A 12667-nucleotide genomic window follows, 5' to 3' on the forward strand; every position below is an offset into this window, starting at 1 on the left:
TCCGGTGAACGTGTGCGGGAACAGCGTGAACGTGGTGGGGCTCCTCAATCCCGCCGCGGGCAACAGCTGCGCGAACAAGGACGACCGCCGGGCCGGCCGGCCCGGCGGTCGTCCTTGTTCGCGCAGCTGTTGCCCGCGGCGGGATTGAGGAGCCCCACCACGTTCACGGTGTTCCCGCACACGTTCACCGGAACGTGCACCGGCAGCTGGACGGTGTTGCCGGAGACCACCCCGGGCGAACCGGCCGCCGAGCCCTCCGCTCCGGAACCGGCGTACGCGGGGACGGTCAGGGCCATCGCGCCCGAGGCGGCCGCGACGGCGATCACACCGTTTCGGGTAACCCGATTCATAGGTTCCCTGCCTTCCAGACATCGTCGCGGGCACTCACCCGCACGAGATAAAACGCGGACGGCCGATCCGAGTTATGGCTTATCGGCCTTTCACTCCATCGAGCGGCCCGGTTGTCGAACTAGCGGTAAAACCCTTCGTATGTGCGAGGCAGCCGCGCACGACAGGGCACTCCGCCCCCGCCCGCCCGTCCGGAGGCGCCGCTTCCGGTGCCCGCTTATGGTGAGCGAGGGCGCCGCTCCCCGGTCCGCTGTGGGGCGCCCCCTGGAGGCATCGATGCTGGCCAAGCTGTCCACGCGCTCCTCGCTGAGGCGCTGCGCGGTCCCCTGCGTGGCCGGGCTGGCCCTGCTGGGTGCGGGGCTGCCGGCCGCGGACGGCCCCGCGCCGGGCCTGGCGCGCTTCTACGACCAGGAGGTCAGGTGGTCGGCGTGCGAGGGCGAGGACATGCCGAAGGACCTCCAGTGCGGCAAGGTCACCGTCCCCCTCGACTACGCCCGGCCCGGGAAAGGGACGCTCGATCTCGCCCTGGCCCGCTACCGGGCCACGGGAAAGTCCCGGGGCTCGGTGCTGCTGAACTTCGGCGGCCCGGGCGGTCAGGGCGTGGGCCAACTCGCCATGGCCGGCAAGGACTTCATGGGCCTGACGAACGGCTACGACGTGGTCGGCTTCGACCCCCGGGGCGTCGGCCGCTCCTCGCCGGTCAGCTGCGGCAACGCCCCCGACGACCCGCTGGACGCGACGGACGGCGACGCGGCCGTGGCCGACCCGCAGGCCGTTCTCGAAAAGCTGCGCGACGCGGCGGCCGAGTGCACCGAGCACTCCGGCCCCGTCCTGCGCCACATCGGCACGGTGAACGCCGCCCGCGACCTGGACGTCATACGCGACGCGCTCGGCGACGCCAAGCTCAACTACCTCGGCTTCTCCTACGGCAGCCGGCTCGGCGCGGTGTACGCGGCCCAGTTCCCCGGCAAGGTCGGCAGGATGGTGCTGGACGGCGTCGACACGCTCACCGAGCCGCTGTCCGAGCAGGGTGTGGTGAGCGCACAGGGGCAGCAGACCGCGCTGGAGAATTTCCTCGTCTGGTGCACGCAGGACATCGCCTGCCCGTTCGGACAGAACCCGCGGGAGGCCAGGGAGCACGTCGTCAAGGTGGTCGAGTCGCTCGACCGGGACCCGGTGCCGACCGACTTCGGCGAGGCGTTCTCCGGCCAGGACTTCGTGGGCGCCCTCGCGCAGGGGCTGTTCAGCAGGGAGCTGTGGCCCTCCCTCCAGCGGGCCGTCGCACAGCTGCTCGAGGACGGCGACACCAGCCGCCTGGAGGCCTTCGCGTCCGGGGGCGTCGCCCACCCGCCGTGGCGGGCGGCGCACCGCGGGCTCACCGACCCGCAGGACGTGCCCCTGGACAACCTGCCGGCGGCGCTGATGGCGGTGAACTGCGCGGACGATCCCGACCGCCCCGCCGCCGAGCAGGTCGGCAGGGACCTCGGCCGGCTGCGCGCCCGGTACGAGCGGGCGTCGCCGGTCTTCGGCCGGTACCGGCTCACCCAGGTGCTGATGTGCTACGGCCGCCCCAAGGGCACCGACTTCATCCGCGAGGAGGTCAAGGACCTCGACACTCCGCGGATGCTCCTCGTCGGCACCCGGGGCGACCCGGCCACGCCGTACCGCTGGACGGTGGAGACGGCCGAGCGGCTCGGGTCGTCGGCCGTGGTGCTCGACAACCGGGGCGAGGGCCACACCGGCTACGGCTCCTCCAAGTGCGTGCACCGCAAGGTCGACGCGTTCCTGCTGTACGGCACGCTCCCGCCGGACGGCAGCTCCTGCGGCTCCGACCACGACACCGAGTGAGCCGGTGCGGCCACGGATCCCCGGTCAGCCGAGTGAGACCTCGGGTGCGTAGAGGTCCAGCCACATCGCCAGGTCGAGGGCCCGCTCCAGGCCCCGGCGTGCGGCCTGGCTGCTCACGGGCGTGTCGCGGTGTGCGGCCTGCCGGAGCCGCTCGGGGTCGACGAGGTCGAAGACCGGGTGGTCCGGCCGCGCCAGGAGGTCCTTCGCCTGGTTCCGCAGGGCCACCGCGTACTTCGGGTCCTGCGTGGACGGGTAGGGGCTCTTGACCCGGTCGTACACGGACCGGGGGATCAGGTCCGCGGTCGCCTCCCTGAGCAGGCTCTTCTCACGGCCGTCGAAGGACTTCAGCGCCCAGGGCGCGTTGTAGACGTACTCGACGAGCCGGTGGTCGCAGAACGGCACCCGGACCTCCAGGCCGACGGCCATGCTGGCGCGGTCCTTGCGGTCGAGCAGGATCCGTACGAACCGGGTCAGGTGCAGGTTGCTGATCTGCCGCATCCGGAACTCGAAGTCGCTCTCGCCGTCGAGGCGCTGCACACCGGCGACGGCTGAGCGGTAGCTGTCGGCGACGTACGACTCCAGGTCCAGCGCCTTGACCAGCTCCGGGCGCAGGACGTCGGCGTCGTCGCCGAAGTGCCGGCCGAGGCTCACCAGCCAGGGGAAGGTGTCGGCCCGGCGGGCCTCCTCGTCGAAGAACTGCTGGTAGCCGCCGAAGACCTCGTCGGCGGACTCGCCGGACAGGGCCACCGTGGACCGTTCGCGGATGGCCCGGAAGAGCAGGTAGAGCGAGGCGTCCATGTCGCCGAGGCCGGCCGGCAGGTCGCGGGCCCTGATCACCTTCTCCCGTACGCCGGGGTCGGCGAGGGCCTCCGCGTCCAGCACGATGTCCTGGTGATCGGTGCCGGCGTCCCGGGCCACGTCGTGCACGAAGGGGGTGTCGGGGGTGCCGCGCAGGTCGTCGGCGACGAAGTTGTCGGCCTGGCCCGCGAAGTCGACGGCGAAGCTGCGGACCCGTTCACCGTGCGCGGCGAGCTGCCGCGCGGCGAGCGCCGTCATGGCGGAGGAGTCGAGACCGCCGGAGAGCAGGGTGCAGCGGGGTACGTCGGCGACGAGCTGGCGGCGCACGATGTCGTCGAGGAGCGAGCGGACGGTGGCGATGGTGGTGTCGCGGTCGTCGGTGTGGGGCCGCGTGCGCAGCTCCCAGTAGGCGCGCTGGCGCACGCCCGAGCGGTCGACGGTGACGACGGTGCCGGGCTCGACCTCGCGCATGCCCTCCCACACGGCGTGTCCAGGGGTCTTGACCATGCTGAACAGCTCGCGCAGACCGTCGAGGCCGACACGCCGGCGGGCCAGCGGGTTGGCGAGGATCGCCTTGGGCTCGGAGCCGAACAGGACGCCGTCGGGCGTGGGGTGGTAGTAGAGGGGCTTGATGCCCATGCGGTCGCGGATCAGCAGGAGCCGGTCGGTGCGGCCGTCCCATACGGCGAAGGCGTACATGCCGTTCAGGCGCTCGGCGACGGCGTCGCCCCATTCGAGGTAGCCGCGCAGGACGACCTCGGTGTCGGAGTCGGTGGTGAAGCGGTGGCCGCGGGCGGTGAGCTCGCCGCGCAGTTCGGTGAAGTTGTAGGCCTCGCCCGAGTAGACCAGGGCGACGGTGCCGTGCGGGGTGGCGGCGGTCATGGGCTGGCGGCCGCCGGGCAGGTCGATGATCGCGAGCCTGCGGTGCCCGAGGCCGGCGGGTCCCTCGGTCCAGACGCCGCGGTCGTCCGGGCCGCGGCAGGCCATCGTCTCGGTCATCGCGTCCAGGGTCGCCGCCTCGGCACTCAGGTCGCGGTCGAAGGAGACCCAGCCGGTGATGCCGCACATATACATACCTCCCGCAAATCAGTTGTATGAGCCATCTATATTTCGAGCGTGTTACACCCGCGGTCACGGGTCAACTCACCGGCGCCTCGAGCAGGCCCGGCCACCCCTCAAATCAAGCCGCACTTTGCACGCGCAATATCCGCGGATCCGCTGCGCGACCGGGAACCCCCCGTCGGAAATCGGCCAGCGGCAAAAACTTCCCCAACTCCGGGGCGACGACACCCCGCCGGGCGGGTACCGATTGCCCCGAATGCCCTAAGGGTGAATCCGCTCTATCGTTCTGTCATGGAGCACGTTCTGAGTCCCGCGACCCTTGCCGAGCTGCGGCGCCCGCGCCCGTATCCCGCGGTCTCCGTGCTGACGCCGACCCACCGGCGCGATCCCCACAAGACCCAGGACCAGGTCCGGCTGCGCAATGCGGTGGCCGAGGCCAAGCGGCAGCTGGAGGCCGATCCGGCGGTCGGCCGCGAGCGGCGGGCCGAGGTCGCCCGCCGTCTCGACCAGGCCCTGTCCGAGGTCGATCTGACGCACGCCGAGGACGGCCTGGTGATCTTCGCCGCCTCCGGTGAGCACCAGGTGTGGTCGCTCGCCCGGTCCGTGCCCGAACGTGTGGTGCTCTCGGACACCTTCCTCACCCGCAACCTGGTCTCCGCCCAGACGGCGGACCGGCCGTTCTGGGTGCTGTCGCTCTCCGCCGACCGCGCGACCCTGTGGAACGGCGGCGTCGACCGCGTCTCCGAGCAGCGCGCCGACGGCTTCCCGCTGACCCGCCGCGTGGAGAACTTCGACCCGGAACGGCAGGAGCGGATCGGAGACCTGCCGAGCGCCTTCCGGGAGGAGCGCACCCGCCAGTTCCTGCGCGAGACCGACACCGCGATGAGCACCGTCCTGCGCGAGCACCCGCGACCGCTGTACGTCACCGGCCCACCGCCCGCCCTCGCCCTCCTGGACGAGGTCGGCGCCGCCACCAAGGGAGCGGTGCACGTCCCGCACGGCGGCCTCGCGCACGGGACACCCGAGTCCGTGTGGCAGGCCATCCAGCCGGTGATCGAGACGGAGGCCCGCAGGGACACGGACGCCGTGACCCGCGCCCTCGAAACGGCCCGCGGGCGACGGGAATTCGCCGCCGGTGTCGACGAACTCTGGCAGAGCGCCCGGGACGGGCGCGTCCGGCTGCTGGCCGTCGAGGAGAACTTCCGCGTGACGGTCAGCGACGCCGGGGACCATCTGATCCTCGCCGAGGATGCCGGCAGCGAGTCCCGCGAGGACATCGTGGACGAGATCGTCGAGCAGTGCCTGGAGACCGGAGCCGACGTCCGCTTCGTCCCGGACGGCGCACTCGGCGAGGCGGAGGGCATCGCCGGCGTCCTGCGGTACTGAAGTCCTCGAACACAGGACCGTCGAACACACGCGGCAGCCGGGCGACGCCTTCCCGACGGACCGTCAAACCCCCTGTGTAATCTACGACTTGATCCTCCGGAGGGCCCGCTCCGCACCTACCTCGGAGTAACTCCGTGAGACTGTGGCATATGCCAGAAGCACCACCGTATCGTGTGTTGCCAAATCCCTTACAGGGCGTCGCGGGCTGTGCGACAGTCGTAACCGGTCCCTCCGTCCGCCTTGGTCGTACCGTCCCCGCATCGGAGTGCGTCATGCCGTCCCACCTCTCCGCGGACCGCCCAGCCGCCGAGCCGCCCGGACGCGGCTCGGTCGACGCGCTGATATCGCAGACGCGCCGGCTCAAGGGCGACGTGGACGCCGTGCGGCGCGACGCCGAGGGAGCAGAAGCGGACCACCCCCAGGGACGCTGGCAGCGCGCCCTGTACGACCTGGCCCTGCACCAGCTCAACGACCTCGACGAGCACCTGGCCCAGCTGCGGGACGGCCCCCAGCCCACGGCGCCCCCTGAACCCGGCTCACTGCTCAGCCGGGTCGGCAGTGCCGAGTGGAACCTGCTGACGGACGAGGCCAGTTGGTCCGGGGAGCTGTACGAGATCCTGGGCCGCGACCCCGCCGCTCCCCCGCTCACCCTCGACGAGCTGCCGTCCCTGGTGCTCGACGAGGACCGGCCGAAGCTGACGGCGATGGTGACGAACTGCCTCGTCGACGCCCGGCCCATCGACGGCGAGTTCCGCATCGCACGCCGGGGCGGCGACGTCCGGACCGTGCACATGATGGGCGAACCGGTGCTCGACACCGACGGCAGCACCGCCTCGATGTGGGCCGTACTGCGGGACGTCAGCGAACTGCGCCGCAGCCAGCGGGTGGTGAGCGAGACCCGTGACTCGCTCCCGGACCGGCGGCGGGACGCGCGGACCGAGCACCGGCTCGCGGCCGAGTTGCAGGAGGCGGTGCTGCCGCCGTGGCTCGGCTCCCTGCGGCTCCCGCACCGGGGCCCCAGGGCCCTCGACCTCGCGGCCCGGCGCCTGCCGGCGTCCACGCACACGCTGATCGGCGGTGACTGGTACGACGCGCTGGAACTGGCCGACGGCGAGACCCTGCTCAGCGTCGGCGACCTCACCGGACACGGCGTCGGCGTCACGTCGAACATGACGATGCTGCTCGGCGCCGTGCGTGGCATGGCGATGGCCGGCGCCCCGCCCGGCCGGCTGATGGCCTGGCTGAACCAGTTACTCGACGCCACCGTGCAACCCGCCCTGGGCAGCGCCGTCTGCTGCCGCTACCGCCCCGCGACCCGCACCCTGGTGTGGGCACAGGCCGGACACCCCGCCCCGCTGCTGTTCCGCGACGGAACGGGGTGTGTGCTGAACGCACCGGACGGCGTCCTGCTCGGCGCCACCTCCGGCGCCGTCTACGGGCAGGCCGAAGAGACCCTCCAGGTGGGCGATCTGCTGCTTCTGCACACCGACGGGCTGGTACCCGGGCACACCGGAACGGCGGCCGCGAACCTCCTCCTCGACCTGGCGCCGCGGCTGACCGGGACCGCCGGTGCAGAGGACTGTCTGCGGACGGTGGTCCAGGAGTTCGGCGAGGGCGAGCGCGCGGACAACGCCTGCGTGCTCGTCGCCAGGGTCACGTCATAGGAAACTCAGGCCGGTGCGTGGTTGCCGCCCCGGCCCTTCGTCTTCGGCAGGGCGAACTCGATCTCCTCCCGCAGCTCCTGGATCTTCGGGTAACCGGCGTACTGGGCGGTGAGCCGGTACATCTGGCGCAGCCGGTCCCAGGTGCGGTGGGAGGAGTTGGAGCCCATCGACACCAGCGCAAGTCGCGCGTACCGGTCGGCCTGTTCGGGGTCGTCCGCGATGAAGCACGCCGAGGCCATCGACAGATAGTCGAAGATCTTCGACCGCTGCCGGCCGTCGACCCGCAGGGCGAGCGCCTTCTCCGCGTAGTGCTGGGCGTGCGCGGCCGCGCCCGGCTCGAACTCCGCGAGCGTGCGGTAGGCCAGGGCCTGCATGCCGTAGAGGTCCTCCTCCTTGAAGGTCTGCATCCAGTCCGGCGGTGGTACGTCGGCCTTGTCGGAGACGAACAGGTCCTCGGCCTGCCCGAGCGTGCGGCGCATGGCCTGGCCCTTGCCCATGGAGGCCTGCGCCCAGGCCTCGATGGTGCAGAGCATCGCCCGGGTGCGGGGCAGTACCTCGTCGCCGGAGCCGGACGTGGCGAGCTTCATCAGGTCCAGGGCCTCGTCCGGCTTGCCCAGGTGGACCATCTGGCGGGCCGCACGGGAGAGTGCCTCGCCCGCTCGGGGCCGGTCCCCGCCCTCTCTGGCCGCGTGCGCGGCGATGACGAAGTACTTCTGGGCCGTGGGCTCCAGACCGACGTCGTGTGACATCCAGCCCGCGAGGACGGCCAGGTTGGCGGCGACGCCCCACAGGCGCCGCTGGAGATGGGGTGGGTGACGGTAGGCGAGCATGCCGCCCACCTCGTTGAGCTGGCCCACCACGGCCTTGCGCTGGAGCCCGCCGCCGCGGGCCGCGTCCCAGGCGCGGAACACCTCGACCGAGCGCTCCAGTTCCTCGATCTCCTGCGACCCGATGGGGGCGGCCTCGTAGCGGTCGAACCCAGCGGGGTCGGCGTGCAGGGGATGGTCGGGGTCGGGAGCGTCGGCAACCAGGGCAGGGTCGGTGTGCAGCCAGTCGTACATGGCGCTGCTGAGTGCGGATCCCGCGGCGAGCGCGGCGCCCGCGCCCACCAAGCCGCGTCGGTTGAGCATGAGGTCCATTCCCGTGAATTCGGTGAGGACCGCGGCGGTCCGCTCGGGCGCCCACGGCACTCCGTCGGGAGACTCCGCACTCCCGCCGCCCTGCCGCTTCCCCGCACGCCCGTGCCGGACCAGACCGAGGTCCTCTATGGTCACGACACGGCCGAGACGCTCGGTGAACAGAGCCGCCATCACCCGCGGCACGGGATCGCGCGGGATCTCTCCCATGTCGATCCACCGCCGCACCCGGGAGGTGTCGGTCGCCAGCTGGGGGTGGCCCATGGCCGCCGCCTTCCGGTTGACCAGCCTCGCGAGTTCGCCCTTGGACCAGCCGGCCAGGCCGAACAGGTCCGCGAGCCGGGTGTTGGGTTGTCCGCTCACGTCAAGCCCCCAGGTTCTCGGCTGAGTTGACAGTAGCCCGGGGAGACTTGCCGGGCGACTATTCGCCAGGGTTCGCCAGGGTGCGCCAGATGGTGTGCCACTGGTCATCGGGTGTCAGGTAGGAACGCGCCACCCCGACCCGGTCGCCGCAGGGACATTCCCCAGGGTGCTCCCGGGAGTCCGGGCCGGGTGGTGCGCTGTCGTCGCAGGCACACGAAGGGATCTGTTTCGCCCATGTACGCAGCATCGTCCTCCGTGTCCGCACCGCCCCGGTCGCTGCACCCCCGTCCCACGGACAGCGGCCCCTACCTCGCCCCCGCGCGGCCGGCGGCCCCCGTGCTCGGTGCGGGCAGGGCACGGCGCGGCGCGGTACTCGGCACCCAACCGCTCAGCGGGAGACTCGACTTGTCCGGCCCCCAGGGCGCGCAGTTGCGCACGGCGATCGCGTCGGTGCACCGCATCTGCCCGGAGTTCGCCCCGGTGCAGGTCCTGCGCCGCAGCGGGCGGTCCGTGCTCCTGGTCGGCACGACCGGTCGCAGCTCGGCCGTCGCCAAGTGTTTACTGGACCACTCCCCCGCCTGGGCCGAGCGGATCCGCCACGAGATAGCGGCGTACCGCTCGTTCGTCCGGCACCGCCCTCCGGTGCGGGTGCCGAGACTGATCGCGGCGGACCCGGACAACTGCACCCTGGTGATCGAGCGGATGCCGGGGCGGGTGGCCGCGCTCCAGCGGCACCCGGCCGAGGCGCCGCCGCGGGCGGACATCAGGGCGGCACTCGGCGCGATCTGCCGGCTGAACGCCTGGCGGCCGCCGACGGGCACGTTCGACGCCCCGCTGGACTACGCGGCCCGGATCTCGCGGTACCACGAGCTGGGCCTGCTCACCGACCGGGACCTGGGTGATCTCCAGAAACTGCTGCACGGCATCGCGCAGGCGGCCGGGCGGCAGAGCATGGGCCAGTTCTGCCACGGCGACGCACTGCTGTCGAACATCCTCCTGTCACCGGCCGGTCCAGTGCTGGTGGACTGGGAGCACGCGGGCTGGTATCTGCCGGGGTACGACCTGGCGACGCTGTGGTCGGTGCTCGGGGACGCACCGGTGGCCCGTCGCCAGATCAGCCAGATCGCCCAGTCGGCGGGCCCGGCGTCCAGGGATGCCTTCCTGGTGAACCTGATGCTGGTGCTGACCCGGGAGATCCGGACGTACGAGACGGCCGTGCAGCGTTCGATGCACGACGCGACCCCGGCGGCACCGGGTCCGGCCCACCCTGGTGCTGCGCCGTCCGGCGAGGAGCAGCGGCTGCTGCTGCGGCGGCTGCACGACGACTGCCAGATGGCCCGGCGGGCCGTGCGCGCGGCGGTCGGCACTCGCTGACGGGGACGAAGGGGCCGCTGTGTGCCTGGCCAGGCGCACAGCGGCCCCTTCGTGTGTGCGGCGGTGCCGCCCGTCGGCTCAGTCCTGCTGGAACAGCTCCGCGGGCAGTGGCTTGAGGAGGGCGTACAGGTCGTCCGTGATGGGGCGGTCCCAGGCGGCGATGGTCACCAGGACGTTGTCGCTGCGGTCGAACTGCACGCAGGAGATGCGGCCCTCGGAGAGCTTGACGCGGCGCACGATCAGGAGGTTGTCGCCCTGCATCACCGGCACGTCCTCGGTGCCGACGACGGTGACCTCCTCGTCGTTCTCCAGTGCCAGCAGCAGTTGCCCCACCTCGAAGGGGACCTGTCCCTCGGGGACCTCGCGGGCCGGGGAGCCCTCCGGCAGGTTGCCGATGATCATCGCGGGGCCGCGGCCGCCGAACAGGTCGTAACGCAGGAAGACGCCCTGGCAGGTGCCGTCGGGCGCGGGCAGCAGTCCCGCACCGAGGTTGCCGGGCCAGTCGCCCGGGTCCATGGCCAGTACGTCGAAGTCGGGCCCGGCGGGCGTGGCGCTGCGGCGGCGGAGGAACGACATGCCGCCATGGTACGTGGCCCGGCCTGCGAAGCGCCGCCCGGGCGACGACCCGATCGAGCCCGGGAGCGTCCTCAAGCCGTCGTCCGGTGCCGTTGGTGGTGGCGGGCCACCCGGGCGCGGTTGCCGCAGGACGGTGTGCACCACTCCTGGCGCGGGTGGTTCTTGAGGAAGTACCGGACGCAGCGGGGTGCGTGGCAGGCCCGCAGCCGGTCGCGCTCGGGGCTCGCGAGGAACGCGATCACGGCGTGCGCGAGGGCGGACGCCAGGTCGTCGCCGCCGTGTGCGGGCTGGTGACGGACGTCGGGTCCGGTCCCCTCGGGCCAGTTCAGGACGGGCACGGTGGGGGTGCGGGCGGCGGCCTCGTTGAGGCGCCGTACGGCCTCGGGTACGGGCAGGAGACGGGCCGCGTCGGCGGGGCTCGGCTCACCGGGCCGCACGGCATGGGCGAAGAGGGCGCGGACGGCGTCACGCAGGTCCCGTACGGCGGCGAGCTGCGCGGCGCCGGCGACGGAACGGCCGGCGTCCGGCAGGACCTCGGGGTGTGCCCGGACCCAGGCGGTCAGGCCTGCCGGGTCGGTCAGGTCGTCGGCGACACCGCCGTTGCCGTCGTGCCGGACGGTGAGGGCCAGGTCCAGGGCGAGCCGGGCGTCCCTGCTGATCGGTTCCCGCATGGGCCTAATGATAGGACTGCCCGTATCCATTACCTCGTGTCAGTCCTCCGGCGGTGCCGGCGGGACCACCGCGACGGGGCTCGCGGCGTGCAGCAGGACGGCGTGGGTGACCGAGCCCATCATGCGGGCGGGTGCCAGCAGGTGCCGCCGGTGACGGCCCACGACGACGAGGTCGGCGCCCGGGGACGCCGCCACGAGGTGTCCGGCGGCGTCCCCGGCCGACGGGACCGTCTCGGCCGGGACGTCGGGGTGCCGTTCGCGGTACGGGGCGAGGAAGCCCTCGGCGAGGACCCGGGTCTCGTCCTCGATGACGTCCTGGTCGACGATCGGCGGAGGCATGTCGCCGGGCGTCATCCAGGGCTGCGCGGGCCACGGGTAGGCGGCGACCGCCTGGAGCCGGGCGCCGCGCCGGGCGGCCTCGGCGAAGGCGAACTCGAGCGTGGCCTCGTCGGGACCGTCCACCTTCAGGCCCACGACCACGCGCGGTCCGGGACCCGACGGCGCCTCGCCGGGGACGTCGCGTCCGGGCCGGGGCACCACCACGACGGGGCACTCGGCGTCACGGGCGGCGGCCAGGCCGTTGGAGCCGAGCAGCAGGCTGGCGAAGCCGCCTCGGCCCCGGGAGCCGAGGACCAGCAGCTGGGCGGAAGAGCCCAGTTCGGGCAGGACGGCGCCGGGCGCGCCCTCCAGTCCGACGTACTCCACGTGCGGCGGGGCGGAGAGGCTCTCCACATGTTCGCGGACCCGGTCGAGCACCGGGTCGGCCTGCGGGTCCGGCGGTCCGGCGGCGAGCACCTCGGGCTGCGCCCAGTGGGCGTACTGGCGTACATGCACCGCACGCAGGGGTGCCGAACGCCGGAGGGCCGCGTCGAGGGCCCACTCCAGGGCGCGCAGGCTGCTGTCCGAACCATCGACCGCCGCGATGACCGGCAGGGTGCTCATGGGTTCCTCGCCTTCCCGGATCCGAGCGTGCCTCAAGGGGCCAGCCTGGCTCAGGCGCGGGCCCCGGGAGGACGTCGCAGGTCGCGTGTCCGGAAATGCGGGCGGAACACCCCCGGATCGGCCGTGGGGTCACGGCCGGTCCGGGACGGTTCACGGGGTGCCGCGGTCGAGGTCGCGCGGCGTCGCGTCAGGTGAGGTCGAACTCCCCTTCCCGCGCTCCCGACACGAACGCGCCCCACTCGGCGGGTGTGAAGATCAGGGAGGGACTCTCGGGGCGGGCACTGTTCCGCATGGCGATGAAGCCCTCGACGAAGGCGATCTGGACATCCCCCCGCCCCCGGCTGCTGGACTGCCACTGTGCGTTGGTGAGGTCCAGCTCCGGCTTGTCCCAGCCCGTGAGCGGGCGCTGCTGGGTGGTGGTCTCGGCCACGTCCGTGCTCCTCCCGGTTCGTCGTCCGCGGCCAGCCTAGCGATCGTGCCCCACGGCCGACAGAGCACT

The 12667-nt window shown here is 72.5% G+C and carries 11 protein-coding genes and 1 pseudogene; 5 read left to right on the top strand and 7 right to left on the bottom strand.

The genetic code is table 11. The annotated features are described in order from the left end of the window. Positions 1-10: 10 nt before the first annotated feature. Positions 11-148: a chaplin gene (locus CCL05_RS47545; protein WP_425275937.1), complete on the top strand. Its 138-nt coding sequence runs from the start codon at positions 11-13 to the stop codon at positions 146-148. Here the strand turns inward: CCL05_RS47545 and CCL05_RS23420 are convergent. After that, positions 84-350, bottom strand: a pseudogene (locus CCL05_RS23420) (chaplin); the annotation flags it as partial. The gene CCL05_RS47545 and the pseudogene CCL05_RS23420 sit on opposite strands and share 65 nt — an antisense overlap. 274 nt (positions 351-624) lie before the next feature. On the opposite strand from CCL05_RS23420, the gene CCL05_RS23425 reads away from it, so the two are divergent. Further along, positions 625-2196 (top strand): alpha/beta hydrolase, encoded by a 1572-nt coding sequence (locus tag CCL05_RS23425; RefSeq protein WP_086562449.1) that lies wholly within the window; start codon positions 625-627, stop codon positions 2194-2196. A gap of 24 nt (positions 2197-2220) precedes the next feature. Here CCL05_RS23425 and asnB read toward each other — a convergent pair whose 3' ends face one another. Then, the gene (gene asnB, locus CCL05_RS23430) at positions 2221-4062 is read right to left on the bottom strand and encodes an asparagine synthase (glutamine-hydrolyzing) (RefSeq protein WP_086562450.1); all 1842 of its coding nucleotides are present in this window, start codon (positions 4060-4062) and stop codon (positions 2221-2223) included. Positions 4063-4347: 285 nt separating this feature from the next. Here asnB and CCL05_RS23435 point away from each other — a divergent pair, with 285 nt between their 5' ends. Together CCL05_RS23435 and CCL05_RS23440 are read left to right on the top strand one after the other, a co-directional pair. Continuing rightward, complete coding sequence (locus CCL05_RS23435; protein WP_086562451.1) at positions 4348-5442, top strand: baeRF3 domain-containing protein; 1095 nt, start codon at positions 4348-4350, stop codon at positions 5440-5442. Positions 5443-5714: 272 nt separating this feature from the next. Further along, positions 5715-7106, top strand: coding sequence for a PP2C family protein-serine/threonine phosphatase (locus CCL05_RS23440; protein ID WP_086562452.1), 1392 nt, complete (start codon positions 5715-5717; stop codon positions 7104-7106). Between the two features lie 5 nt (positions 7107-7111). Here CCL05_RS23440 and CCL05_RS23445 read toward each other — a convergent pair whose 3' ends face one another. Beyond that, positions 7112-8605 carry a DNA-binding protein NsdB gene (locus CCL05_RS23445; RefSeq protein WP_086562453.1) on the bottom strand — a complete coding sequence of 498 codons (1494 nt, stop codon included), beginning with the start codon at positions 8603-8605 and terminating at the stop codon, positions 7112-7114. Between the two features lie 234 nt (positions 8606-8839). Here CCL05_RS23445 and CCL05_RS23450 point away from each other — a divergent pair, with 234 nt between their 5' ends. Next, positions 8840-9979, top strand: a complete 1140-nt coding sequence (locus CCL05_RS23450; RefSeq protein WP_086562454.1) for an aminoglycoside phosphotransferase family protein — start codon at positions 8840-8842, stop codon at positions 9977-9979. A gap of 78 nt (positions 9980-10057) precedes the next feature. Here the strand turns inward: CCL05_RS23450 and CCL05_RS23455 are convergent, their stop codons facing one another. From CCL05_RS23455 to CCL05_RS23470, 4 genes are all read right to left on the bottom strand, one after another. Then, positions 10058-10555, bottom strand: a complete 498-nt coding sequence (locus tag CCL05_RS23455; protein WP_086562455.1) for a glycosyltransferase family protein — start codon at positions 10553-10555, stop codon at positions 10058-10060. A 71-nt stretch (positions 10556-10626) separates the two neighbouring features. Continuing rightward, positions 10627-11226 carry a CGNR zinc finger domain-containing protein gene (locus CCL05_RS23460; RefSeq protein ID WP_086562456.1) on the bottom strand — a complete coding sequence of 200 codons (600 nt, stop codon included), beginning with the start codon at positions 11224-11226 and terminating at the stop codon, positions 10627-10629. A gap of 39 nt (positions 11227-11265) precedes the next feature. Beyond that, positions 11266-12168 (bottom strand): universal stress protein, encoded by a 903-nt coding sequence (locus CCL05_RS23465; protein WP_086562457.1) that lies wholly within the window; start codon positions 12166-12168, stop codon positions 11266-11268. A gap of 187 nt (positions 12169-12355) precedes the next feature. Further along, positions 12356-12598, bottom strand: a complete 243-nt coding sequence (locus CCL05_RS23470) for a DUF397 domain-containing protein (RefSeq protein ID WP_010033039.1) — start codon at positions 12596-12598, stop codon at positions 12356-12358. Positions 12599-12667 lie beyond the last annotated feature (69 nt).

The sequence above is a fragment of the Streptomyces africanus genome (assembly GCF_002150735.1).
In the GTDB taxonomy this organism is placed as follows: domain Bacteria; phylum Actinomycetota; class Actinomycetes; order Streptomycetales; family Streptomycetaceae; genus Streptomyces; species Streptomyces africanus.

Excerpts from the sequence above, each read along its gene's own strand:
- CCL05_RS23440 (WP_086562452.1), top strand. The coding sequence starts at position 5,715 with ATGCCGTCCCACCTCTCCGCGGACCGCCCAGCCGCCGAGCCGCCCGGA.
- CCL05_RS23460 (WP_086562456.1), bottom strand. The coding sequence starts at position 11,226 with ATGCGGGAACCGATCAGCAGGGACGCCCGGCTCGCCCTGGACCTGGCC.
- CCL05_RS23465 (WP_086562457.1), bottom strand. The coding sequence starts at position 12,168 with ATGAGCACCCTGCCGGTCATCGCGGCGGTCGATGGTTCGGACAGCAGC.
- CCL05_RS23455 (WP_086562455.1), bottom strand. The coding sequence starts at position 10,555 with ATGTCGTTCCTCCGCCGCCGCAGCGCCACGCCCGCCGGGCCCGACTTC.
- CCL05_RS23435 (WP_086562451.1), top strand. The coding sequence starts at position 4,348 with ATGGAGCACGTTCTGAGTCCCGCGACCCTTGCCGAGCTGCGGCGCCCG.
- CCL05_RS23450 (WP_086562454.1), top strand. The coding sequence starts at position 8,840 with ATGTACGCAGCATCGTCCTCCGTGTCCGCACCGCCCCGGTCGCTGCAC.
- asnB (WP_086562450.1), bottom strand. The coding sequence starts at position 4,062 with ATGTGCGGCATCACCGGCTGGGTCTCCTTCGACCGCGACCTGAGTGCC.
- CCL05_RS23425 (WP_086562449.1), top strand. The coding sequence starts at position 625 with ATGCTGGCCAAGCTGTCCACGCGCTCCTCGCTGAGGCGCTGCGCGGTC.